Source organism: Pseudomonas coleopterorum, assembly GCF_900105555.1.
Classification (GTDB): Bacteria; Pseudomonadota; Gammaproteobacteria; order Pseudomonadales; family Pseudomonadaceae; genus Aquipseudomonas; species Aquipseudomonas coleopterorum.
The window spans coordinates 945,432-969,952 of record NZ_FNTZ01000001.1 but is presented as its reverse complement, the minus strand read 5'-3'; the positions used below and the strand labels follow the sequence as shown (position 1 = coordinate 969,952).

Genomic DNA, 24,521 nt, shown 5'->3' with positions numbered 1-24,521 from the left:
ATGGGCTTTCGCCTGTCGAAGATTTACACGCGCACCGGCGACCAAGGTGAAACCGGGCTCGGCGACGGCCGTCGGGTGCCCAAGGACCATCCCCGCGTGGAGGCCATTGGCGAAGTCGACAGCCTGAACAGCCAGCTGGGCGTGCTGCTGGCAGGGCTGGCCGACGATTCGCGGCTGAACGAGGTCAGCGAGGTGCTCGCGCCCTGTCAGCATCGGCTGTTCGATCTGGGTGGGGAGTTGGCCATGCCTGCATACCAGGCGCTGGATGCAAAGGAGGTAGAGCGCCTGGAGGCGGCCATCGATACCTGGAACGACGAGCTGGGCCCGCTGGAAAACTTCATTCTACCGGGAGGCTCGCTGCTGATTGCCCAGGCCCATGTATGCCGCAGCCTGGCGCGTACAGCCGAGCGCCGCTGTCAGCAGCTCAATGCGGTTGAGCCGTTGTCGGCGGTGAGCCTGGCGTACATCAACCGGATGTCCGATCTGCTGTTCGTGGCTGCACGGATCATCGCCCGGCGTGAAAGTATTCCCGAGATTCTCTGGCAGCCAGCCAAGTCGAGTGACCGCTGACGCGGCTTGCGCCGCTGCTACAGGGGGTGCGCGGAGCGGTTGTCAGGGAGAGGGCCAGAAGGCGCGAATGCCTGCGACACCTTGGGCACCGATCTCCCAGGCTTTCGCCTGATCCTGCGGCCGCAGCCCGCCCAGCAGGAACACCGGCTGGTTGAAGCCCTCGATCAAACCACGCGCCTGATCCCAGCCCAATGGCTGCGCATCGGGATGGGTCAGGGTCGGTTGCACGGGCGAAAGGGTGACGAAATCCACACCCATCTGCTGCGCCAACGCCAGCTCTTCGGCATCGTGACAAGACGCGGCCAGCCAACGCTCGGCGGGAAACGGCCGACCTTTGCTGGCGTATTTGCGCAACTGCGCCGAGGTCAGGTGCCACCCGGCCGAAGGAAAATCGCCCAGCCACTCCAATGGCCCCTTGAGCATCAACTGGGCCTTGCCTGCACACAACCCGACCGCATCCACCGCCAGGTCGCGGTACTGCGGATCGTAGCCATTAGGTGCGCGCAGTTGCAGCAGCTTGATGCCACCGGCGATCGCTTCCTGCATGCCGCGCAGCAGGGTCGAGTTGTCCAGCCCATCCGGGGTGATCAGGTATTCGCCCGGCAGACTGGCCGCCGCCACGATCGGCCGATTGGCCTCGGGAAACGCGTAGCCCGGCAGCTCGCGCGCCTTGACCCATGCCAACGGCTGGCCTTCGACGCCATGGGGGTCACCCGTGAACGCGGTGACTTCCCAGACATCCAGCAGGACCTGCTTGTCGGCGTAGTCGTGATGCACCTTGATCAACGGCCGCGCCAGGCTTACCTCGATCCCCAACTCCTCGCGCAGCTCGCGGGCCAGCGCCGCCTGCACCGTCTCGCCGGGCTCGACCTTGCCACCGGGAAACTCCCACAGACCGCCCTGGTGCTGGGTATCGCCGCGGCGGGCAATCAGAATGCGCTGATCCGCGCCACGGATCACCGCGGCGGCTACATGTATTCGTTTCACTCGATCTCCAGACCGCGCTGAGCTGCCAGTGCCCGGATGCCCCTGCAAGGCGCAGCCGGGCGCGCCAGTCAGGTGCGGTATTCGGCGTTGATCTTCACGTACTCGTGGGACAGGTCGGTGGTCCAGATGGTCTCGCTGCACTCGCCGCGACCCAGCTCGATCCGAATGCCGATCTCTTCCTGCGCCATCACCGCCGAGCCCTGCTCCTCGGTATAGCTGGCAGCACGGGCGCCACGGCTGGCGATGCACACATCGCCCAGGAACACGTCGATCTTGCTGACATCCAGCTCCGGCACACCGGCCCGGCCGACAGCGGCCAGAATGCGCCCCCAGTTCGGATCGGAAGCGAACAGCGCCGTCTTGATCAGCGGCGAGTGGGCCACGGTGTAGGCCACGTCCAGACACTCCTGGTGGTTGCCGCCGCCGTTGACCTGGACCGTGACGAACTTGGTCGCCCCCTCGCCGTCGCGCACGATGGCCTGGGCCACTTCCATGCACACCTCGAGAACCGCCTGCTTGAGCGCTGCGAACAGCGGCCCGCTGGCCTCGTTGATTTCCGGCAACGCCGCCTGCCCGGTGGCGACCAGCATGCAGCAGTCGTTGGTCGAGGTGTCACCGTCGATGGTGATGCGGTTGAACGACTTGTTGGCGCCGTCGCGCAGCAGATCCTGCAGCACACCCGGCGCGACCTTGGCGTCGGTGGCGATGTAGCCCAGCATGGTCGCCATGTTCGGGCGGATCATGCCGGCGCCTTTGCTGATACCGGTCACGGTGACGGTGACGCCCTCGTGCTGGAACTGGCGACTGGCGCCCTTGGGCAGGGTGTCCGTGGTCATGATGCCGGTGGCCGCAGCCGCCCAGTTGTCGATCGACAGATCGTCGAGCGCAGCCTGCAAGGCCCCTTCGATCTTCTCGACGGGCAGTGGCTCGCCAATCACCCCGGTGGAGAACGGCAGCACGGCGCTGGCGTCCACGCCCGCCAGTTCGGCCAGACGCGCCGTGGTGCGCTCGGCCGCAGCCAGACCCGGCTCGCCGGTCCCGGCGTTGGCGTTGCCGGTATTGGTCAACAGATAACGCACGGGGCCACCCACGCGCTGCTTGGACACAATGACCGGTGCCGCGCAGAACGCATTCAGGGTGAACACGCCGGCGACGCTGGAACCCTCGGCGCAACGCATGACCACAACGTCCTTGCGTCCGGGGCGTTTGATACCGGCGCTGGAGATGCCCAGCTCGAAACCCGGAACCGGATGCAGCGTGGGCAAGGGACCAAGACCAACAGCCATGTGAGCACTCCTTTGAGGAATCTGCGGCGTATCGTCGACGCCGCCAGTAGAGGGACGAACGCCGCGATCCGTACGCGGGCACCCATCCTGGGAACCAGCGTCAGTCGCGGCGTGATGTTGCTGCAAAGCCTGTCGAAACGCGATCAGTCGATCTTGCCGTGGCAATGCTTGAATTTCTTGCCCGAGCCGCACCAGCACAATTCGTTGCGGCCCAGCTTCTGGTCATTGCGCACTGGCTCCGACACGGTGGCGGCAACGACTTCGGCGTCTTCGGCCAATACTTCGGGCTGGTCCAGGCCCGGCGCCGGGGCGTGTTCGAACTGCATGCGCGCTGCCAACTCCTCGGCATCGCGACGCAGACGCGCTTCTTCTTCGACCGGATCTTCGCGGCGCACCTGAACGTGAGACAGCACACGGATGGTGTCGCGCTTGATCGAATCGAGCAGCTCCTGGAACAGGCTGAACGACTCGCGCTTGTACTCCTGCTTCGGGTTCTTCTGGGCGTAGCCGCGCAGGTGAATACCGTGACGCAGGTGGTCCATGGTCGACAGGTGATCTTTCCACAGGTCGTCGAGCACGCGCAGCAGGATCTGCTTCTCGAAGGTGCGCAGGGCGTCGGCGCTGGCCTGATCTTCCTTCTCGGTGTAGGCCGCCAGCAACTCGACCATGACCTTCTCGCGCAGGGTCTCCTCGTACAGCTTGTCGTCCGCATCCAGCCACTGCTGGATCGGCAGGCTCACGCCGAAATCGGTCTGCAAGGCCGCTTCCAGGCCTGGAACGTCCCACTGCTCGGGCAGCGACTGTGGCGGAATGTGCTGGGAGAACAGCTGACCAAGGACTTCCTGACGGAAGTCGGCAATGGTGTCTCCGACGTTGTCGGACGCCAGCAGGCTGTTGCGCATGTGGTAGATGACCTTGCGCTGCTCGTTGGCGACGTCGTCGAACTCCAGCAATTGCTTGCGGATGTCGAAGTTGCGGCCTTCGACCTTGCGCTGGGCCTTTTCGATCGCGTTGGTGACCATGCGATGCTCGATGGCTTCGCCGGACTGCATGCCCAGCGCCTTCATGAAGTTCTTCACCCGGTCGGAGGCGAAGATGCGCATCAGGCTGTCTTCCAGCGACAGGTAGAAGCGGCTGGAACCGGCGTCACCCTGACGACCGGCACGGCCACGCAGCTGGTTGTCGATACGGCGCGACTCGTGACGCTCGGAAGCGATCACGTGCAGACCACCGGATTCGAGCACCTGCTGATGACGCTTCTGCCAGTCGGCCTTGATCTGCGCGATCTGCTCTTCGGTCGGGTTTTCCAGGGAGGCGACTTCGACTTCCCAGTTGCCGCCCAGCAGGATGTCGGTACCGCGACCGGCCATGTTGGTGGCGATGGTCAGCGCGCCGGGACGACCGGCCTGGGCGATGATCTCCGCTTCCTTCTCGTGGAACTTGGCGTTGAGCACCTTGTGCTCGATGCCTTCCTGGTTGAGCAGGCGCGACATGTGCTCGGAGGTTTCGATGGTTGCAGTACCGACCAGCACCGGACGGCCCTGGGCCATGCTTTCCTTGATGTCGGTAACGATGGCGGCGTACTTCTCGTCCGCAGTCAGATAGACCAGGTCGTTGAAGTCCTTGCGCGCCAGCGGCTTGTTCGGCGGGATCACCATCACGTTGAGCTGGTAGATCTGGGCGAACTCGAACGCTTCGGTGTCGGCCGTACCGGTCATGCCCGAGAGCTTGTTGTACAGGCGGAAGTAGTTCTGGAACGTGGTCGAGGCGAGGGTCTGGCTCTCGGCCTGGATGTTCAGGTTTTCCTTGGCCTCGATAGCCTGATGCAGGCCTTCGGACAGGCGACGGCCCGGCATGGTACGACCGGTGTGCTCGTCGACCAGCAGGATCTGCCCGTCCTGGACGATGTACTCGACGTTGCGGTTGAACAGCTTGTGCGCACGCAGGCCGGCGTAGACGTGGGTCAGCAGGCCCAGGTTGTGCGCCGAGTAGAGGCTCTCGCCCTCGGCCAGCAGGCCGGCGCGGGTGAGCATTTCCTCGATGTACTGGTGACCGGCTTCGTTGAGTTCGACCTGACGGGTCTTCTCGTCGATGCTGTAGTGGCCTTCCTTGGTGACCTGGCCCTCGACTTCCTCGATGTGCTGCTCGAGTTGCGGGATCAGGCGGTTGATCTCGGTGTACAGCTTGGAGCTGTCTTCGGCCTGGCCGGAGATGATCAGCGGCGTACGGGCTTCGTCGATCAGGATGGAGTCGACTTCGTCGATCACGGCGAAATTCAGCTCGCGCTGGAATTTCTCTTCCATGCTGAACGCCATGTTGTCGCGCAGGTAGTCGAAACCGAATTCGTTGTTGGTGCCGTAGGTGATGTCGGCGGCATAGGCCAGACGCTTCTCTTCCGGCGGCGCGAACGGCGTGACCACGCCGACGGTAAGGCCCAGGTATTCGTACAGCGGACGCATCCAGTTGGCATCGCGACGCGCCAGGTAGTCGTTGACCGTGACCACGTGCACGCCCTTGCCGGACAGTGCGTTGAGGTACACGCCCAGGGTCGCTACCAGGGTCTTGCCTTCACCGGTGCGCATTTCGGCGATCATGCCTTCGTGCAGGGTGATGCCACCGATCAGCTGGACATCGAAGTGCCGCATACCCATGACGCGCTTGCCGGCTTCGCGGCAGACGGCGAAGGCTTCGGGCAGCAGCTGGTCGAGGGTCTCGCCTTTTGCCAGGCGGGCCTTGAACTCTGCGGTCTTGGCGCGCAGCTGCTCGTCCGAAAGGGCCACCATCTGCTCTTCGAAGGCATTGACGGCTTGTACCGTCTTGAGCATGCGTCGTACTTCACGCTCGTTCTTGCTTCCAAAAAGTTTCTTTAACAAAGGCGCAAACATATTGGCAGGATCTTCCACACATAGGGATGGAGGGCGGCCCCGTGAGTCGCCCGTGCAGCCCTCATGGCCGCATGCGAACGAGCATTCTACCCGGAAACGATGGAGAGGAAAGTGGCGCGATGTCCACGATGCTGGCACAGCGTTGTAATGGGGCGGCTTTACAATAAGGGCTTTTTCGCCAACTTCAACCCGCGAGGTGCAGATGTCATCCATTCAAATGCCGAGAGCTGGCCTGTGTCGTCCATGTGAAACGGTGTGGGCGAGGGATTCTGTTAACATGCCGACTCTGTAACTTCAGGTGTATCCCCATGGTCTTTCGCCCCCTGCCCGCCCGGGCACCGGCAGTCCTGCTGCGCGAAGCCAAACCGCTCAAGGCCCTGTTCAGCCAGGCCCAGCGCCTGTCCCATCTGCAGCGCCTGTTCGAGAGCCAACTGCAGCCGGCGGCGCGTGAGCATTGCTACGTCGCTTCGTGGCGCGAGGGCAGCCTGTTGCTGATCGTCACCGACGGCCACTGGGCCACGCGCCTGCGCTACCAGCAGAAGCGCCTGCAACGCGATCTGCAGGCGCTGGAGGAATTCAGCAGCCTGACGCGCATCCTGTTCAAGGTGCAGCCGCCCACCGTGCAGAGCAAGGCCGGCGCGCGCAGCATCGACCTGTCGATCAGCGCGGGCGAGAACATCCAGGCGACCGCCGAGGGCATCAGCGATCCCAATCTGCGCGCGGCGCTGGAACGTCTGGCAGCTCACGCCAAGCGGCCACGCTGAGCCCTCGCCACGCCCCGACCGTCCTCCCGCCCCGGCTCAGAAAACAACACCCAAAAAAAAAAGCCACCCAATGGGTGGCCTATAAATGTGAAACCAGAAAAGAGAGGTTGTATCAACCCAACGCAGCTGGCCGCATGTAAGAGATCGGTACCGTGCTGGCATCTTCGAACGTAACCACTTCCCAGGCGTCGTCCTGCTCGAGCAGACGACGAAGAAGCTGGTTGTTCAGTGCGTGGCCCGACTTGTAGCCACGGAATTCGCCAATCAGGCTGTTACCCAGCTGATAGAGATCGCCGATTGCATCGAGAATCTTGTGTTTGACGAATTCGTCTTCGTAGCGAAGACCGTCCTCATTCATGACGCCTGCCTCGTCCACCACGATAGCGTTTTCAACGCTGCCGCCCAGTGCACGATTGTGCTTGCGCAGGTATTCAAGGTCGCTCATGAAGCCGAACGTGCGCGCCCGACTGACTTCCTTCACGAAGGACGTGCTGGAAAAGTCGACGCTGGCGGTCTGGGTGCGATCCTTGAAGACAGGATGATCGAAATCTATTTCGAAGCTCACCTTGAACCCTTCGAAAGGCAGGAAGGTGGCGCGCTTGTCGCCCTCCGTCACTGTCACTTCACGCAGGATCCGGATGAATTTCTTCGGCGCGTCCTGTTCTTCCAGGCCAGCCGATTGAATCAGGAATACGAAGGGTCCGGCACTGCCATCCATGATCGGCACTTCGGACGCGGAGAGCTCGACGTAGGCGTTATCGATTCCCAGGCCCGCCATGGCCGACAGTAGATGCTCTACGGTATCGACCTTGACATCGCCATTGACCAAAGTGGTGGACATCGTGGTTGCGCCGACATTGTGGGCGCGCGCAGGGATCTGCACGACCGGATCGAGGTCGACACGGCAGAACACGATGCCGGTATCCACGGGCGCGGGCTTCAAGGTCAGGTAGACCTTCTCACCGGAGTGCAAGCCGACGCCTGTGGCACGGATAATATTCTTCAGGGTGCGTTGTTTAATCATGGCATTGGCCGCTTCAGCGCAAATTGCGAACTGGTATCAACAAAGGCTGGCGATGATAGCAGACCGAACCTTTGCTGAACACCAATCACCCTAATACCCCTGATAAATTGCATCAATCGGCCTGACGACGCAGGAAGGCCGGGATGTCCAGATAATCCAGGTCATCCTGTGGGTTCAGCTTGGCCGCAGCGGCAGCGCCGGCGTGAGCCTGGTTGCGCATCACGGTCGGGCGGTCCAGGTCGCGGTAGTTCACCGATGGAGCGTCCTGACGAGCAGGCTGCTGCGAAGGTGGAGGCGTCTGGGCGGCGGTCTGCATGGTGTTGTCGATGACCTTCACAGGCTTCTCGATCTTCGCGCCCAGGCCGGTGGCCACGACGGTAACGTGCAGTTCATCGCGCATGTCCGGATCGATCACGGTACCGACCTTGACCATCGCGTGGTCGGAGGCGAACGCTTCGATGATGCTACCCACGTCGGAGTATTCACCCAGCGACAGGTCGGGACCTGCGGTGATGTTCACCAGAATGCCGCGAGCGCCCTGCAGGTTGACGTCTTCGAGCAGCGGGTTGCGAATGGCCGCTTCGGTGGCCTCGCGCGCGCGATTCGGACCGCTGGCGCAGCCGGTACCCATCATCGCCATGCCCATTTCGCTCATCACGGTACGCACGTCGGCGAAGTCGACGTTGATCATGCCCGGACGCTTGATGATGTCGGAGATACCGCGAACGGCACCGGCCAGCACATCGTCAGCCTTGGCGAACGCCGACAGCAGGCTGGCATCCTTGCCCAGGATGGTCAGCAGCTTCTCGTTGGGGATGGTGATCAACGAGTCGACGCTTTCGGACAGCATACGGATGCCTTCATCGGCGATCTGCATGCGTTTGCGGCCTTCGAAGGGGAACGGACGAGTCACGACCGCAACGGTCAGGATGCCCATTTCCTTGGCCACTTCGGCGATGATCGGTGCAGCACCGGTACCGGTACCGCCGCCCATGCCGGTGGTGATGAAGACCATGTTGGTGCCTTGCAGCACTTCGGCGATGCGCTCGCGGTCTTCCATCGCGGCCTGACGGCCGACTTCGGGGTTGGCGCCAGCGCCCAGGCCCTTGGTGACGCCGGTACCCAGTTGCAGGATCGTGCGTGCACCGATGTTCTTGAGTGCCTGAGCATCGGTGTTGGCGCAGATGAATTCGACGCCTTCGATGTTGCTCTTGACCATGTGGTTGACGGCGTTGCCGCCGCCACCGCCGACACCGATAACTTTGATTACCGGGCTTTGCGGGATGTTGTCTACGAGTTCGAACATGTGCCCTCTCCTTTCTCTATTTGTGTGCGCCTACCGCTACTGCCGTTTTGAATCAGAAATTGCCTTGCACCCAACGCTTCAGCCGTTCCAGCACCGGAGCCTTGGTGTCGTCGCTATAACTGCTGCTGTTGCTGATACCTGACAGGTTCAAGCCATCGGACTGCTTCTGCAGGCCGTACATCAGCAGGCCCACGCCGGTGGAATAGATGGGGTTGCTGATGACGTCACTCAGCCCCCGTACGCTATGCGGCACGCCCAGGCGCACCGGCATGTGGAAGATTTCTTCGGCCAGCTCGACCGCGCCTTCCATTTTTGCCGTACCACCGGTCAGCACGATGCCGGCCGGGATGAGGTCTTCGTAGCCGCTGCGACGCAGCTCGGCCTGGACCAGGGTGAACAGTTCGTCGTAGCGTGGCTCGACGACTTCGGCCAGCGCCTGGCGCGACAGCTCGCGCGGCGGACGGTCACCGACACTGGGCACCTTGATGGTTTCGCCGGCACCGGCCAGCTTGGCCAGGGCGCAGGCGTAACGGATCTTGATCTCTTCGGCGTACTGCGTGGGGGTCCGCAGGGCCATGGCGATGTCGTTGGTGACCTGATCGCCCGCAATGGGGATGACTGCGGTGTGACGGATGGCGCCTTCGGTGAAGATGGCGATATCCGTGGTACCGCCGCCGATGTCGACCAGGCACACGCCCAGTTCTTTCTCGTCATCGGTCAGTACCGAGTAGGCCGAGGCCAACTGCTCGAGGATGATGTCGTCGATTTCCAGGCCGCAGCGACGAACGCACTTCTCGATGTTCTGAGCCGCGTTGACGGCGCAGGTCACCACGTGAACCTTGGCTTCCAGACGCACGCCTGACATGCCCAGGGGCTCGCGCACGCCTTCCTGGTTGTCGATCACGTAATCCTGCGGCAGGGTGTGCAGGACGCGCTGGTCGGCCGGGATCGCCACGGCCTGGGCCGCGTCCAGAACGCGTTCCAGGTCGGCCGTACTGACCTCACGGTCGCGAATGGCCACGATCCCGTGGGAGTTCAGGCTGCGAATGTGGTTACCGGCAACGCCGACGAACGCCGAGTGAATGCGGCAACCGGCCATCAGCTGGGCTTCTTCGACCGCACGCTGGATCGACGCCACGGTCGACTCGATGTTCACCACCACGCCCTTCTTCAGGCCGCGCGAAGGATGGGTACCGATCCCCACGATGTCCAGCGTACCGTCGGCCGCGACTTCGCCCACCAGCGCCACCACCTTGGAGGTACCGATGTCCAGCCCGACGATCATTTTGCCGCTTTGCACGTTTGCCATGGTCCTGCCTCTTGTCAATTCTTCGCGACGGCGGGCTTGTCCGCCGTCGGGGCGCTCGTTTCACGCCAGCCCACGGCCAGGCCGTTGGCATAGCGCAGGTCGATACGCGCGATATTCGTGATCTGGTCTTTGAGTGTCTTGTCGTAAATGGCGATAAAGCGGCGCATTTTTTCCATCAAGTGGTCACGTCCCAGCAACAGCTCGATGCCTGGGCCGGCGCTTCCTGCGCCTGTGGTGAGAAACCAGCTGCCGCGTTCGGTCAGTTCCAGCCGAGCTACCGAATAGCCCAGCGGACGCAACATCTGACTCAGCACCTGGTATTGCTGCATCACCTGCTGTTGGGCCCGTGCCGGGCCGAACAACTGCGGCAAGTGTTCGTAGTTGCCCAGTTCGCGAGGCGCGAACGCCTGGCCCTGGTTGTTGAGCAGCGACTCGTTGCCCCAGCGCGCGACCGGCAGTTGCTCTTCCAGGCGAATCACCACCTGGTCGGGCCATACGCGGCGTACTTCGGCGTGGGCGATCCAGGGCATGGTCTCCAGCTCGGTGCGCATGCGGGTCAGGTCGATGCTGAAGAACGTGCTGCCGACATAAGGCTGGATACGCTCCTGCACCGACTGCTGGTTGATGTAGGCCAGGTCGCCCTGCACCGACACCTTGGTGATCGGGCGGTCGGCGTAGGGCATCAGGTACTGGGCGCCTTCATAGGTGCCAAAACCCAGACCCACCAGCAGCACCGGCCACATCAGCTTCTTGAAGATGCTGAAGTTGGCCTTGGGCAGACGCACCGACAGTGGCTCTTTGGCCACCATGCGGCTTGCACCCCGCGGCACCGGCTTGTTGCGACCGATGGCAGGTGACTGATGGCGAATCACTGGGCCGTGCATGGTCTTACCCTCGTGCCTTGCAACTGGCGGCAAGAATCGCCAGCACCAACTGCTGGAAATCCAGGCCAGCCGCTTTCGCCGCCATGGGCACCAGGCTGTGATCGGTCATGCCTGGAGCGGTGTTGACTTCCAGCAGCCAGAAACGGCCCTGCTGGTCCTGCATCACGTCCACGCGCCCCCAGCCCTGAATGCCGATGGCATCGCAGGCGCGCGCGCAGAGGTCGATGAGTTCCTGCTCCTTGGCGGGCGCGAGGCCACAGGGAACGCGGTACTGGGTATCGTTGGCGACGTATTTGGCGTCGTAGTCGTAGAACGTGTGGGGTGTGCCCAGCGCGATGGCAGGCAGCATCTGGCCACGCAGCGTCGCGACAGTGAACTCAGGGCCCTGGACCCATTGTTCGACCAGCACTTGTGAGTCGTAGGTGCTGGCGGCTTTCCAGGCGTCGACCAGTTCGTCGACGCTGTTCACCTTGGCCATCCCGATGCTTGAACCTTCATGGGCGGGTTTGACGATCAAAGGGAAGCCCAGTTCCCCGGCCGCGAAAATACAATCCTGTTCGCTCGCCAGCACGGCATGCGCCGGGGTCGGCAAGCCGAGGCTCTGCCACACCTGCTTGGTGCGCAGTTTGTCCATCGCCAGGGCGCTGGCGAGGATGCCGCTGCCGGTGTAGGGAATGTCCAGGCACTCGAGCAGGCCCTGCATGCTGCCGTCTTCGCCGCCGCGGCCGTGCAGAATGATGAAGGCATGGTCGATCTTCTGCGCCTGCAGGCGCGCCAGCAGGTCATCGCCAACGTCGATACCGAACGCGTCCACGCCAGCGCTCTGCAAGGCCTCCAGGCACGCGGCGCCCGATTTCAGCGACACCTCGCGCTCGGCGCTCTTGCCGCCGTAGAGCACGGCCACGCGACCGAAGTCGCTGGGCATGATCTGCGAACGCAGGGTGTTGAGATCCAGAATGTTCATTGCGATTTCTCCGAGGCCTGCGCGAACAGCGGGCTTTTGAGCAACTGCGGAGCAAGGCCGCCGATGTCGCCGGCGCCCTGGCAGAGCAGGATGTCACCGGCGCGCAGCAACGGCTTGACCAGTGGCGCCAGCTCGACGCCGCGTTCGATATAGATGGGGTCCAGCTGGCCGCGCTGGCGGATGCTGTGGCACAACTGACGGCTGTCGGCGCCCGGGATCGGCTCTTCACCGGCCGGGTAGACCTCCATCAGCAGCAACACATTGGCGTCGGCGAGCACTTGTACGAAATCGTCGTACAAGTCGCGCGTGCGGCTGAAGCGGTGGGGCTGATATACCATCACCAGACGTTTATCGGGCCAGCCGCCGCGCACGGCAGCGATCACGGCCGCCACTTCGCGGGGGTGATGGCCATAGTCGTCGACCAGCATCACGCTGCCGCCTTCGACCGGCAGTTCGCCGTACACCTGGAAGCGTCGGCCAACGCCCTGGAATCCGGACAGACCCTGGACGATGGCGCTGTCGCTGATGCCTTCGTCGGTGGCGATGGCGATCGTTGCCAGGGCATTGAGCACGTTGTGGTTGCCTGGCATGTTGACCGACACGTTGAGCGGCTCGCGGTCGCGGCGCAGCACCGTGAAGTGGGTCAGCATGCCTTGCTGGCGCACGTTGATGGCACGCACGTCGGCTTCTTCGCTGATGCCATAGGTCAGGGTCGGACGGGCGATCTGTGGAAGGATCTCGCGCACCACCGGGTCATCCAGGCAGACCACGGCTAGGCCGTAGAACGGCAGGTTGTGCAGGAACTCGACGAAGGTCTTCTTCAATACGTTGAAGTCGCCGCCGTAGGTCGCCATGTGATCGGCGTCGATGTTGGTGACCACGGCCACCAGCGGCTGCAGGTGCAGGAAGCTGGCATCGGACTCGTCGGCTTCGGCGATCAGATAGCGACTGGTGCCCAGCTGGGCATTGGTGCCAGCCGCATTCAGACGACCGCCGATGACGAACGTGGGGTCCAGGCCACCGGCCGCGAACACCGAGGCGATCAGGCTGGTGGTGGTGGTCTTGCCATGGGTTCCGGCCACGGCGATGCCGTGCCGATAGCGCATCAGTTCGGCGAGCATCTCGGCGCGCGGTACCACCGGAATCCGGCGTTCCAGCGCGGTGGCGACTTCCGGGTTGCTGGTGTTGACGGCACTGGAGACCACCAGCACGTCGGCGCTGGCGGCGTTTTCGGCACGGTGGCCGATGAAGATCTGCGCGCCGAACGACGTCAGTCGCTCGGTCACCGGCGAAGCCTTGAGGTCGGAACCCGAGACGTCGTAGCCCAGGTTCAGCAGCACCTCGGCGATGCCGCACATGCCCACGCCGCCGATGCCGACGAAATGGATGCGACGGATGCGGCGCATTTCCGGTTGCGGAATGGCCTTCTGGTTCTCAACCATGGGCCACCTCCAGGCAGACGTCGACCACATTGCGCGTGGCATCGGGTTTGGCCAGGCGGCGGGCAGTGCTCGCCATGCTCAGGAGTTTTTCGGGTTGCATCAAAACCTCTTTCAGGCGCTCGGCAAGTTGCGCCGCGCCGGTTGTCGCTTGTGGCATGAGGAAGGCAGCGCCTTCGCGGGCCAGATAATCGGCATTGCGTGTCTGGTGATCGTCGATCGCGTGGGGCAAAGGCACCAACAGCGACGGCAGGCCGGCGGCGGCCAGCTCGCTGATGGTCAACGCGCCCGCGCGGCAGACCACCAGGTCGGCCCAGCCATAGGCTTGGGCCATGTCCTTGATGAACGGGGCGACCTGCGCCTCGACACCGGCGGTGCGATAGCGCTCGGCGGTGATCTCATCGTGCTTCTTGCCAGCCTGGTGAAACACCTCAGGCCGGTACTGTGCAGGAACCTGCGCCAGGGCTTCGGGCAACAGCTTGTTCAACGGCTCGGCGCCCAGGCTGCCGCCCAGGACCAGCAGCCGTGGCTGGCGCCCGATCAGTGCCTGGCGCGGCGTTTCCATGAACAACTCGCTGCGCACCGGATTTCCGGTGGTCCGGCGCTTGACCGAAGCGGCGAAGGTGTCGGGGAAAGCTTCGCAGACTCGGCTGGCGAAAGGCACCAACAGGCGATTGGCGGTACCGGCCACTGCATTCTGCTCATGAACGATCACCGGTACACCGGCCAGCCGCGCAGCCACGCCGCCAGGGCCGGTCAGGTAACCACCGAAGCCGACCACGCACACCGGTCGCAGCCGGGCAATGATGCGACGCGCCTGAACCACGGCCTTGCAGATGGCGAACGGCGCCTTGAGCAGGGCCAGTCGGCTCTTGCCACGCACACCGCTGACATCGATCAGATGCAACGGCAGGCCGTTGGCCGGCACCAGCTCGTTCTCGATACCGCGCGGCGTACCCAGCCAGTGCACGCTGAAACCGCGCGCCTGGAACTCGCGCGCGCAGGCCAGGGCCGGGAACACGTGTCCGCCGGTGCCACCAGCCATGATCAGCACATTGCCTTTACCGGCCATGGGGCGTCTCCTCGGCGAAATCGCTTTCGCTGAATTCCACCTCTTCGCTACCCAGGTGCGAGCGGCTTTCCCACTCGATGCGCAGCAACAACCCCAGACAGGCGCAGCAGATGACCAGCGAGCTGCCGCCGTAGCTGAGAAACGGCAGGGTCAGACCCTTGGTCGGCAGCAGGCCGACGTTCACGCCGATGTTGATCAGGAACTGGCCGATCCACAGGAACGACAGGCCATAGGCCACGTACGCGGCAAAGTATTGCTTGGCCCGCTCGGCCCAGAATCCGATGTACATGCCGCGGATACAGACGAACACGAACAGCGCCACGGTGCACAGCGAACCCACCACGCCCAGCTCTTCAGCGAGCACCGAGAACACGAAGTCGGTGTGGGCTTCGGGCAGGTAGAACTGCTTCTGCACGCTGTTGCCCAGCCCAACGCCGAACCACTGGCCACGACCGAAGGCGATCAGCGCCTGGGTCAATTGATAACCGGAGCCGAACTGGTCGCTCCACGGGTCGGTGAAGGTGATCAGACGCGCCATGCGATACGGCTGGGCCTGAACCAACACGAATACCGCACCCACCGCCAAGGCCACCATCAGGGCGAAACGGAACAGGCCCACGCCACCCAGGAACAGCATCGCAGCTGCGGCCCCCATCATCACCACCGTGGCGCCGAAGTCAGGCTCCATCAGCAGCAGTCCGGCCATCGGCAGCAACACGAAGAACGGCTTGAAGAAGCCCATCCAGCTGTCGCGCACTTCCTGCTGACGACGTACCAGATAGCCTGCCAGGAAGATCACCACGAACACCTTGGCGATTTCCGAAGGCTGCACGTTGAACATGCCGAAGCCGATCCAGCGCATGGATCCGTTCACTTCGCGACCGATACCGGGCAGCAGGACCATCACCAGCAAGCCGAATGCAGCGATCAGCAGCGTACCGCCTATGCGCTGCCAGGTGGCAATGGGCACCATCATGGTGACGATGCAGGTGCCGATACCGATCACAAGGTACACAAGGTGGCGGATCATCATCGACAACGAGTTGCCCGAGTTGACCGCCGCAACTTCCGAAGAAGCCGAGGTGATCATGACCAGACCGAGGCCCAGCAGCGCCAGGCAACCGGCCAGCATGGCGAAGTCGATATCGATCCCGCGACCGCTGATCAGCGGCGAGGGAAATGGCTTGATGACACCGAAGATCATGACAAGCCCTCTACGGCATGGGCGAACAGGCGCCCGCGCTCTTCATAATTCTTGAACATGTCCAGACTCGCGCAGGCCGGTGAGAGCAGCACGGCATCACCGGGACGGGCCAGTTCGGCGCAGCGCTGAACCGCTTCCTCGATCGAGGCGACGTTGACCTGGGCAACGCCTGGCCCGACAACGGCCGCAATACGGCCGGCGTCGCGACCCAGCAGTACCAGAGCACGGCAATGACGCTGGATAGGCTGGCCGAGCGCGGTGAAATCGGCGCCCTTGCCGTCGCCGCCCGCGATCAGCACAAGCTGGCCTTCGATATCGGCGCCCAACCCTTCGATGGCGGCAATCGCAGCACCGACGTTGGTCGCCTTGGAATCGTCGTACCAGGCCACGCCATCGCGCTCGCGCAGCCACTGGCAGCGGTGCGTGAGCCCGGTGAATTCACGCAGGCTGGCCAGCATGGCGTCGAACGGCAGACCCACCGCGTGTCCCAGGGCAAGCGCGGCCAGGGCATTGGCCTGATTGTGTGCGCCACGCACCTTGAGCTCGCTGACCGGCATCAGGTTCTCGAACTCATAGGCCAGGTACTTCTGCCCGCCTTCCTCGCGCAGGCCGAAAGCCTTGAAGTCCGGCTTGTTCAGGCCGAACGTCCAGCACGGCATGCCCTCGCCGATCAGCGGCCGGCTCAGGGCATCCTGACGATTGAAGACGACCTTGCGGGCGCCGCGGAAAATCCGATGCTTGGCCAGGTGATAGGCCGGCAGCCCGCTGTAGCGGTCCATGTGGTCTTCGCTGACGTTGAGCACCGTGGCCACTTCGGCATTGAGCTGATGGGTGGTTTCCAGCTGAAAGCTCGACAGTTCCAGCACGTACAGCTCGACATCGTCATCGAGCAGGTCGAGCGCTGGCTGCCCTAGGTTGCCGCCCACCGCCACGCGCTTGCCGGCCGCAGCGGCCATTTCGCCCACCAGCGTGGTCACGGTGCTTTTGGCGTTGGAGCCGGTGATCGCCACGATCGGGGCCTTGGCATGACGGGCAAACAGATCGATATCGCCGGACAGGTGCACGCCTCGCGCCGCTGCCTGCTGCAGGGCGGGAGTCGCCAGTGCCAGACCGGGGCTCACGTAGAGTTCATCGGCGCGGCACAGGAATTCCACGTCCAGCTCACCGCAACGGACTTCCACCTGCGGATAGTCGCGACGCAGCGTCACCAGTTCCGGCGGCGCTTCGCGTGTATCGGCCACGGCAAACGCCACGCCCTGACGCGCGAGGAAGCGCACCAGGGACATGCCGCTCTTGCCGAGGCCGACAACGATGCGGAAGTGGGAAGAAGCGATCAGAGACACTCGTTCTACCTCAGCTTCAGGGTGGCAAGGCCGATCAGCACCAGAATGACGGTGATGATCCAGAAACGCACGATGACCCGTGGTTCGGGCCAGCCCTTGAGTTCGAAATGGTGGTGAATCGGCGCCATGCGGAACACACGACGACCGGTGAGCTTGAACGAGGCGACCTGGATCACCACCGACAGCGTCTCGACGACGAAGATGCCGCCCATGATGAACAGGACGATCTCCTGACGCACGATCACCGCGATGGTACCCAGGGCTGCGCCCAGCGCCAGCGCGCCGACGTCACCCATGAACACCTGGGCCGGGTAGGTGTTGAACCACAAGAAACCCAGGCCGGCGCCGATCAGGGCGCCACAGAAGACAATCAGTTCACCGGCACCTGGCACATAGGGAATCAGCAGGTATTCGGCAAATTTAACGTTGCCCGACAGGTAGCAGAAAATCCCCAGCGCGCCGCCCACCATCACCGTCGGCAGAATCGCCAGGCCGTCGAGGCCGTCGGTCAGGTTGACCGCGTTGCTGGAGCCGACGATGACGAAGTAGGTCAGCACGATGAACCCGGCACCCAGCGGAATGCTGGCGTCCTTGAGCATCGGGATGATCAGGGTGGTTTCCACCGGGCTGTTGGCGGTCATGAACAGAAACACCGCCGCCCCCAGGCCAAACACCGACTGCCAGAAATATTTCCAGCGGCTGGGCAGGCCGCGGGAATTCTTCTCGATCACCTTGCGATAGTCGTCCACCCAGCCGATGCCGCCGAACAGCAGGGTGACGATGAGCACGACCCAGACATAGCGGTTGGACAGATCCGCCCACAGCAGCGTGCTGATGGCGATGGCCGAGAGAATCAGGGCGCCGCCCATGGTCGGCGTACCGGACTTGGACAGGTGCGATTGCGGACCATCGTTGCGTACCGCCTGGCCAATCTGACGAATCTGCAGGGTGCGGATCATCCAGGGGCCCAGCCAGAGGGCCAGCGACAGCGCGGTCAGTACACCCAGAATCCCGCGCAGGGTCAGGTACTGAAAGACCGCGAAGCCTTTATAGAACTGTTGCAGAAATTCTGCCAGCAGCAGCAACATCAGTGTTTCTCCCCGCCAGAACCACACAGCGCCACCACGATGTTTTCCATCGCCGCGCTGCGTGATCCCTTGATCAAAATAGTGGTATTGGAACCCTGCTCGGCGGCCAGCGCCGCGATCAGGTCTGCCTGATTGGCGAAGTGCTGCCCCTGAGCACCGAACGCGGTCACCGCGTGGCGCATCAATGGACCGACCGCGTACAGCGCGTCGACCTTGCCGACGGCATATTCACCTACCTGGCGATGGCCGGCTTCGGCCCAGGCGCCCAGTTCGCCGATATCTCCGAGGACCAGGACGGTGCGCCCGGAAAAGCCGGCGAGTATATCGATTGCCGCGCACATCGAGGTGGGATTTGCGTTGTAGGTGTCGTCGATGACCCGCGCGCCGTTGACGGCGAGCTGCGCGACCGTGCGGCCCTTGACCGGCTGCACCGCATTCAAGCCCGTCTGAATGCCGGCCAGCGTCACGCCCAGAGCCTGCGCAGCAGCCGCTGCCGCCAGGGCGTTGAGCACGTTGTGGGTGCCGAGCAAATTGAGCTGGACGAACACTTCGCCTTCCGGCCCGTGCAGGGTGAAGGACGGGCAACCACGAGCATCATTGTGCCGGGCACTGGAATGAAAATCCGCCGCGGTGTTGTCCAGCGAGAACGTCAGCACGGCATGCTGACCGGCGCGTGCCTGCCAGATCGGGAATGCCTTGTCGTCGAGGTTGAGCACGGCCTTGCCACCCTCGCCCAGGCCTTCGAGGATCTCGCCCTTGGCCTCGACGATCTTGTCCGGACCGCCGAACTCGCCCACATGGGCGGTGCCGGCGTTGGTGATGAGCGCCACGTGCGGACGGGTCAGACCGACGGTGTAAGCGATTTCGCCCACCCGCGATGCACCCAGCTCGATCACTGCCGCAGTGTGCTGCGGCGCCAGTTCGAGCAAGGTCAGCGGTGCGCCCAGGTCATTGTTCAGATTGCCACGGGTGGCCAGCACCGGGCCTTGAGTCCGCAGAATGCTGGCAAGCATTTCCTTGACCGTGGTCTTGCCGCTCGAACCGGTGATCGCAGCCACCGGGCGGCCGAACGCGGCGCGGTTCAGCGCGCCGAGCTGGCCGAGCGCCAGACGCGTGTCGGCCACGACCAACTGCGGCAGCGTTGAGTCTGGAACTGCGCGCTGCACCAGCGCGGCTACCGCGCCCTTGGCGGCGACGTCGTCCAGATAGTCGTGACCATCGAAACGAGGACCGGCCAATGCGACGAACAGATCGCCTGCAGTGATGGCCCGGCTGTCGATGCTGACACCGTCGAAGCGCGCGTCGTCACCCACTACGTGTCCGTGCAGAGTGCCTGCCAGTTGGCTGAGGGTCATGGCGTCAAGCATCGGCAGCTCCCCATGCAGCCAGAGCCTGCTCGGCCTGCTGCAGGTCGGAGAACGGATGACGCTCGCCGTTGATCTCCTGATAGTCTTCATGACCCTTGCCGGCCAGCACGATGACATCGTCGACCGAAGCCGAATCGATCAGTTGGGCAATGGCGGTGCCACGGCCTGCCACGAAGGTCGCGTTGGCCGCGCTGGAAAAACCCACACGAATGTCGTCGAAGATGCGCAGTGGATCTTCGCTGCGAGGGTTGTCGTCGGTGACCAGCACGCGGTCGGCCAGGCGCTCGGCGACTTCGGCCATCAACGGGCGCTTGCCACTGTCGCGGTCGCCGCCACAGCCGAAAAGACACAGCAACTGGCCCTTGGCGTGAGGCCGCAAGGCCTGCAGGACCTGGTCCAGGGCATCGGGGGTGTGCGCGTAGTCGACCACCACCAAGGGCTTGTCGCCACCGCCCAGACGCTGCATGCGACCTTGCGGTCCCTGCACCTGGCGCATCACCTTGAGCACGTCGTCCAGTGGGTATTCCATGCCCATCAGGGCACCGACCGCCGCCAATACGTTGCTCAGATTGAAGCGCCCGAGCAGGCTGCTGCGCAGGCTGTATTCACCGTGTGAGGTCACCAGCGTGGCGCGCACACCGTGATCATCGAATTGCGCGTCGCGGCAGTACAGGGTCGCGCTGCTGTCGCTGAGGCTGTAGGTGATCAGCCGCGACTCGTGATCCTGCTTGGCCAACTCGCGACCGAACGCATCGTCCAGATTGAGCACACGGCACTTCAGGCTTGGCCAGGCGAACAGTCGGGCCTTGGCTTCTGCGTAGGCCTGCATGCTGCCGTGGTAATCCAGATGGTCACGGGACAGGTTGCTCAGCACGGCGATGTCGAAATCCAGCGCGGCCACGCGGCCCTGATCCAGTGCGTGCGAAGACACTTCCATGGCCACGGCGTGAGCGCCGCCCTTTTTAAGATCGTACAGTGTGGACTGCACGGCGATCGGGTCGGGAGTGGTCAATCGGCCGCTCTGCAAGGCACCGTAGAAACCGGTGCCCAGGGTACCGATCAGGCCGCAGTGCTCGCCCAGGGCATCGAGCGCCTGAGCCACCAACTGGGTAATGCTGGTCTTGCCATTGGTACCGGTGACGCCAACCATATTCACCGAGCGGCTCGGCTCGCCGTAGAAGCGCCCGGCGATGCTCGACAACTGCGCGATCAGCCCTTTTACCGGAATCAGGGGCACATCGGTGAGCGGCAGCACGGTAGCGCCTTCCACTTCATAGGCCACGGCAGCGGCACCCAGCTTGAGGGCATCGGCGATGTGCGCTCGGCCATCGACCTTACTGCCGGGTACGGCCAGAAACAGATCGCCCGGACGCACGTTGCGGCTGTCCAGGGTCAGCTCGCGGATCATCGGATCGCGGCTGGCTTCAGAAAAAAGCTTGCTCAGGGGCATGGTCATCAGCCGCGCCCTCCTTTTATCAATGGGGTCGCCGGTGCGGCGTTGACCTGCTGCTGCGGCACCGGCGGCGGCAGGTTGTCAGGTTGCACGTTCATCAGGCGCAGCGTGCCGGACATCACCTTGCTGAAGACCGGGGCGCTGACCAGGCCGCCGTAGTAGCCACCCTTGCTCGGTTCGTCGATCACCACGACGATCGCGTAGCGAGGGTCGCTCATCGGGCCGAAACCTGCGAACAGCGAGCGGTAGGCATTCTCGGTGTAGCCGCGCGAGCCGATGGTGGCCTTGCGCGCGGTACCCGACTTGCCCGCCACGTGATACGAAGGCACCCGCGCGCGATACACGCCGCGGGTGTCTTCGATGACTTGCTGGAGCATGCCCTGCACGGTCTTGGCGACCTTCTCGGGAATCACCTGCGCCGCGGTCGGCGGCTGGTCGCTCTTGAGAATGGTCAGGGGCACGATACGGCCGTTGTTGGCGATGGCCGCATAGGCGTGCACCAACTGCAGCGCCGTCACCGACAGGCCGTAGCCGTAGGACAGCGTGGCGGTCTCGGCCTTGCGCCATTCACGGTGGTTGGGCAGGTTGCCGACGCGCTCGCCCGGGAAGCCCAGGCCGGTGTACTGACCCAGGCCCACCGCGGACATGACGCGATAGATGCTCTCGCCGCCAATGTCGAAGGCCACCTTGCTCATGCCCACGTTACTGGAGTTGATCAGAATCCCGGTCAGGTCAAGCACCGGACCTTCGGTCTTGGTCACGTCCTTGATGGTGTAGCGACCGATCTGCAACGTGCCTGGGTACACGTCGACCTTGTCGCTGGGCTTCCAGCGACCGGTTTCCAATGCCGCGCTCATGGAGATCGGCTTCATGGTCGAGCCCGGCTCGAACACGTCGATGATCGCACGGTTACGCATGGCCGCAGGCAGCATGGTGCGGCGGTTGTTGGGGTTGTAGGTCGGCTGGTTGACCATGGCCAGCACCTCACCGGTTTTCACGTCCATGATGACCATGCTGCCGGCCTTGGCTTCGTTCTCAGTGATGGCGTTGCGCAGCTCGCGGCTGGCCAGATACTGCAGACGCAGGTCGATGGACAACGCCAAGGTCTTGCCGGCCTTGGCGTTCTTGGTGACCTGTACGTCCTTGATCAACCGCCCACGGCGGTCCTTGATGACCTGACGCTTGCCAGGTACGCCGGCGAGCCACTCGTCATAGGCCAGCTCGACGCCTTCACGGCCGTGATCGTCGAGGTCGGTGAAGCCGACCATGTGCGCGGTCACGTCGCCCGCCGGGTAGAAACGACGGAATTCCTCGATGCCGTAGACACCCGGGGTTTTCAGGTCGAGTACCGACGCGCCTTGTTCGGGAGTCAGGCCGCGGACCAGGTAGATGAATTCCTTGCTCGCCTGAGCTTCCAGGCGCTCGGCCAGAGCCTTGGGGTCTTGCCCGAGCGCGCGTGCGAGCGCAGGCCACTTGTCCTTGGCCAGCTGCATTTCCTTGGGGTTGGCCCACAGGGTGGTCACCGGCGTACTCACGGCCAGAGGCTCGCCATTGCGGTCGGTGATCAGGCCGCGATGCGCGGGAATGGGGATGTGCCGCATGCTGCGCGCGTCGCCCTGACCGATCAGGAAGTCACGATTGATCACCTGCAGGTAGACGATCTGCGCAACGATGCCGCCGACCAGCAGCAGGAGCAGGCCGACCATCAGGCGGAACCGCCACGGGAACAGTGCCCCGTCGAGCTTCATCATGGCGACACCATGCGAATTTCAGTGGCATCCGGGATGCGCATCTTCAACTGTTCGGTGGCCAGGGATTCGATACGGCTGTGTGCGGTCCAGGTGCTTTGCTCCAGGATCAGACGACCCCATTCGGCCTGCGCCTTGTCGCGCTCGCTCAGCTCGCCGTACAGCGTGTTGAGCAGTTGCCGATTGATGTGCGCGCTGTAGGAAACGCCGATGGCCGACACCAGCACGGCGACGAACAGCAGCAGCATGAGGAAACTGCCGCCCGGTAGCGGCTTGTTGAGCAGCTTGCTCATCGCAGCTTCTCCGCGACACGCATGACGGCACTGCGCGAGCGCGGGTTGGCCTTGAGCTCGGCTTCGGAAGCGAACTGCGCCTTGCCATGCAGCTTGACCTTGGGCACGAAGGCTTCGAACCGCACCGGCAGGTTGCGCGGCAGGTTGTCGGCTTCGCCCTTGGTGAGCTTGCGCATGAACAGTTTGACGATGCGGTCTTCCAGGGAATGGAAGCTGATCACCACCAGGCGACCACCGATTTCCAGAGCATCAAGGGCAGCCTCCAGGCCCGCCTCGAGGTCGGCCAGCTCATTGTTGACGTGGATACGCAGTCCCTGGAACGCGCGAGTTGCAGGGTTCTTGCCCTTCTCCCACGCCGGGTTGGCGACCTTCAGCACCTCGGCCAGGTCGGCGGTGCGCTCGAACGGCTGCACTTCGCGGCGCTCCACTACCGCACGGGCCATGCGACGAGCGAACCGCTCTTCGCCGTATTCCTTGAACACCCGGGCGATTTCCTCCTCGGCGGCAGTGGCGATGAACTGCGCCGCACTTACACCCCGCGTGGGGTCCATGCGCATGTCCAACGGGCCGTCATGAAGGAAACTGAAGCCGCGCTCGGCATCGTCGAGTTGCGGCGAGGAAACGCCCAGATCGAGCAGGATGCCGCTGACCTTGCCATGCATGCCGCGCTCGCGCACTTCGGCACCGAGCTCGGCAAAGCTGCGCTGTACAATGACAAAGCGGCCGTCTTCGGCCGCCAGCGCTTGCCCGGTGGCAATCGCTTGAGGGTCCTTGTCGAACCCCAACAGGCGGCCATCGGGCCCCAGGTGCTGCAGGATCAGGCGGCTATGGCCACCCCGGCCGAAAGTGCCGTCCAGATAGCAACCATCGTCGCGCACGGCCAGAGCCTCGACAGCTTCGTCGAGCAGCACGGTGATGTGATTGAAGCCGCTATCAATAGTCACAAGATCAAATCACGCAATTCTTCGGGCATGGCGCCCGGTTGTTGTATAGCTGCAAGGTCTGCCGCACTTACGGCATTCCACGCACCCTCGTCCCACAATTGAAACTTGTTCAGTTGGCCGACCAGCATCGCGTGCTTGTCCAGCCGGGCGTACTCGCGAAGACGCGGGGGCACCAGAAAACGTCCACTGCCATCGAGTTCGAGGTCGACGGCATTGCCAATGAGCAGGCGCTGCAGACGGCGGTTGCTTTCCACCAACGATGGCAAGGCCCGCAGCTTGGCCTCAATGAGTTCCCATTCATCCAGTGGATAGACACACAGGCAAGGGTCGACGGTATCGACCGTGATGATCAGCTGACCGGAGCATTTGGAATCCAACTCGTCACGATACCGACTCGGCATGGCGAGCCGTCCCTTGGCATCGAGGTTGATCGGATTAGCTCCACGAAACACGTCGCGTTTCCCCTGAACTCAGATTTTTAAGCTCGAAAAACCCACTTTTCGCCACTTCCCGCCACTCGCGCACACTATAGGAACCCCCCCACCACACCGTCAAGGCGCGTCTGTAGGGAAAAGCCTTATAGATCGGAGA

General features: G+C 63.4%; 21 protein-coding genes. 2 read left to right on the top strand and 19 right to left on the bottom strand.

Annotation, left to right across the window (positions count from 1 at the left end; translation table 11 throughout):
• A complete protein-coding gene (locus BLV18_RS04285) occupies positions 1–570 on the top strand; it encodes a cob(I)yrinic acid a,c-diamide adenosyltransferase (RefSeq protein WP_090356551.1) in 570 nt (189 codons plus the stop codon).
• A gap of 42 nt (positions 571–612) precedes the next feature.
• On the opposite strand, the gene BLV18_RS04280 is transcribed toward BLV18_RS04285, so the two are convergent.
• From BLV18_RS04280 to secA, 3 genes are all read right to left on the bottom strand, one after another.
• Positions 613–1,557, bottom strand: coding sequence for a Nudix family hydrolase (locus BLV18_RS04280; RefSeq protein WP_090356549.1), 945 nt, complete (start codon positions 1,555–1,557; stop codon positions 613–615).
• Between the two features lie 68 nt (positions 1,558–1,625).
• Complete coding sequence (gene argJ / locus BLV18_RS04275) at positions 1,626–2,843, bottom strand: bifunctional glutamate N-acetyltransferase/amino-acid acetyltransferase ArgJ (RefSeq protein WP_090356547.1); 1,218 nt, start codon at positions 2,841–2,843, stop codon at positions 1,626–1,628.
• A 143-nt stretch (positions 2,844–2,986) separates the two neighbouring features.
• Positions 2,987–5,728 (bottom strand): preprotein translocase subunit SecA, encoded by a 2,742-nt coding sequence (gene secA / locus BLV18_RS04270; RefSeq protein WP_090356544.1) that lies wholly within the window; start codon positions 5,726–5,728, stop codon positions 2,987–2,989.
• 308 nt (positions 5,729–6,036) lie between these two features.
• On the opposite strand from secA, the gene BLV18_RS04265 reads away from it, so the two are divergent.
• Positions 6,037–6,492: a DUF721 domain-containing protein gene (locus BLV18_RS04265; RefSeq protein ID WP_049860627.1), complete on the top strand. Its 456-nt coding sequence runs from the start codon at positions 6,037–6,039 to the stop codon at positions 6,490–6,492.
• Positions 6,493–6,604: 112 nt separating this feature from the next.
• Here BLV18_RS04265 and lpxC read toward each other — a convergent pair whose 3' ends face one another.
• The 16 genes from lpxC to mraZ all read right to left on the bottom strand — a co-directional run bounded on the left by lpxC (position 6,605) and on the right by mraZ (position 24,382).
• Entirely contained in the window at positions 6,605–7,516 is a 912-nt protein-coding gene (gene lpxC, locus BLV18_RS04260) for a UDP-3-O-acyl-N-acetylglucosamine deacetylase (RefSeq protein ID WP_049860626.1), read from the bottom strand.
• 112 nt (positions 7,517–7,628) lie between these two features.
• Entirely contained in the window at positions 7,629–8,822 is a 1,194-nt protein-coding gene (gene ftsZ, locus BLV18_RS04255) for a cell division protein FtsZ (RefSeq protein WP_049860625.1), read from the bottom strand.
• A gap of 52 nt (positions 8,823–8,874) precedes the next feature.
• Positions 8,875–10,131: a cell division protein FtsA gene (ftsA, locus tag BLV18_RS04250; protein ID WP_090356542.1), complete on the bottom strand. Its 1,257-nt coding sequence runs from the start codon at positions 10,129–10,131 to the stop codon at positions 8,875–8,877.
• A 14-nt stretch (positions 10,132–10,145) separates the two neighbouring features.
• Complete coding sequence (locus BLV18_RS04245) at positions 10,146–11,015, bottom strand: cell division protein FtsQ/DivIB (RefSeq protein WP_090356540.1); 870 nt, start codon at positions 11,013–11,015, stop codon at positions 10,146–10,148.
• Positions 11,016–11,019: 4 nt separating this feature from the next.
• Positions 11,020–11,979, bottom strand: coding sequence for a D-alanine--D-alanine ligase (locus tag BLV18_RS04240; RefSeq protein ID WP_049860623.1), 960 nt, complete (start codon positions 11,977–11,979; stop codon positions 11,020–11,022).
• Entirely contained in the window at positions 11,976–13,421 is a 1,446-nt protein-coding gene (gene murC, locus BLV18_RS04235; RefSeq protein ID WP_049860622.1) for a UDP-N-acetylmuramate--L-alanine ligase, read from the bottom strand. Before murC ends, BLV18_RS04240 begins: the two co-directional genes overlap by 4 nt.
• Positions 13,414–14,490 carry an undecaprenyldiphospho-muramoylpentapeptide beta-N-acetylglucosaminyltransferase gene (gene murG / locus BLV18_RS04230; RefSeq protein ID WP_090356538.1) on the bottom strand — a complete coding sequence of 359 codons (1,077 nt, stop codon included), beginning with the start codon at positions 14,488–14,490 and terminating at the stop codon, positions 13,414–13,416. The genes murC and murG overlap by 8 nt, the downstream gene beginning before the upstream one ends.
• Positions 14,480–15,694 (bottom strand): putative lipid II flippase FtsW, encoded by a 1,215-nt coding sequence (ftsW, locus tag BLV18_RS04225; RefSeq protein WP_049860620.1) that lies wholly within the window; start codon positions 15,692–15,694, stop codon positions 14,480–14,482. The genes murG and ftsW overlap by 11 nt, the downstream gene beginning before the upstream one ends.
• Positions 15,691–17,037 carry a UDP-N-acetylmuramoyl-L-alanine--D-glutamate ligase gene (gene murD / locus BLV18_RS04220; protein ID WP_090356536.1) on the bottom strand — a complete coding sequence of 449 codons (1,347 nt, stop codon included), beginning with the start codon at positions 17,035–17,037 and terminating at the stop codon, positions 15,691–15,693. The genes ftsW and murD overlap by 4 nt, the downstream gene beginning before the upstream one ends.
• A 5-nt stretch (positions 17,038–17,042) precedes the next feature.
• Entirely contained in the window at positions 17,043–18,125 is a 1,083-nt protein-coding gene (gene mraY / locus BLV18_RS04215; RefSeq protein ID WP_043186836.1) for a phospho-N-acetylmuramoyl-pentapeptide-transferase, read from the bottom strand.
• Positions 18,125–19,492 carry a UDP-N-acetylmuramoyl-tripeptide--D-alanyl-D-alanine ligase gene (locus BLV18_RS04210; protein WP_090356534.1) on the bottom strand — a complete coding sequence of 456 codons (1,368 nt, stop codon included), beginning with the start codon at positions 19,490–19,492 and terminating at the stop codon, positions 18,125–18,127. The genes mraY and BLV18_RS04210 overlap by 1 nt, the downstream gene beginning before the upstream one ends.
• A complete protein-coding gene (locus BLV18_RS04205; protein ID WP_090356532.1) occupies positions 19,485–20,948 on the bottom strand; it encodes a UDP-N-acetylmuramoyl-L-alanyl-D-glutamate--2,6-diaminopimelate ligase in 1,464 nt (487 codons plus the stop codon). The genes BLV18_RS04210 and BLV18_RS04205 overlap by 8 nt, the downstream gene beginning before the upstream one ends.
• Positions 20,948–22,693: a peptidoglycan D,D-transpeptidase FtsI family protein gene (locus BLV18_RS04200; RefSeq protein ID WP_161804298.1), complete on the bottom strand. Its 1,746-nt coding sequence runs from the start codon at positions 22,691–22,693 to the stop codon at positions 20,948–20,950. The genes BLV18_RS04205 and BLV18_RS04200 overlap by 1 nt, the downstream gene beginning before the upstream one ends.
• Positions 22,693–22,986, bottom strand: coding sequence for a cell division protein FtsL (gene ftsL, locus BLV18_RS04195; protein WP_049860615.1), 294 nt, complete (start codon positions 22,984–22,986; stop codon positions 22,693–22,695). Before ftsL ends, BLV18_RS04200 begins: the two co-directional genes overlap by 1 nt.
• Positions 22,983–23,930: a 16S rRNA (cytosine(1402)-N(4))-methyltransferase RsmH gene (gene rsmH / locus BLV18_RS04190; protein WP_167375909.1), complete on the bottom strand. Its 948-nt coding sequence runs from the start codon at positions 23,928–23,930 to the stop codon at positions 22,983–22,985. Before rsmH ends, ftsL begins: the two co-directional genes overlap by 4 nt.
• Positions 23,927–24,382, bottom strand: a complete 456-nt coding sequence (gene mraZ, locus BLV18_RS04185; RefSeq protein WP_049860613.1) for a division/cell wall cluster transcriptional repressor MraZ — start codon at positions 24,380–24,382, stop codon at positions 23,927–23,929. Before mraZ ends, rsmH begins: the two co-directional genes overlap by 4 nt.
• Positions 24,383–24,521: the final 139 nt, after the last annotated feature.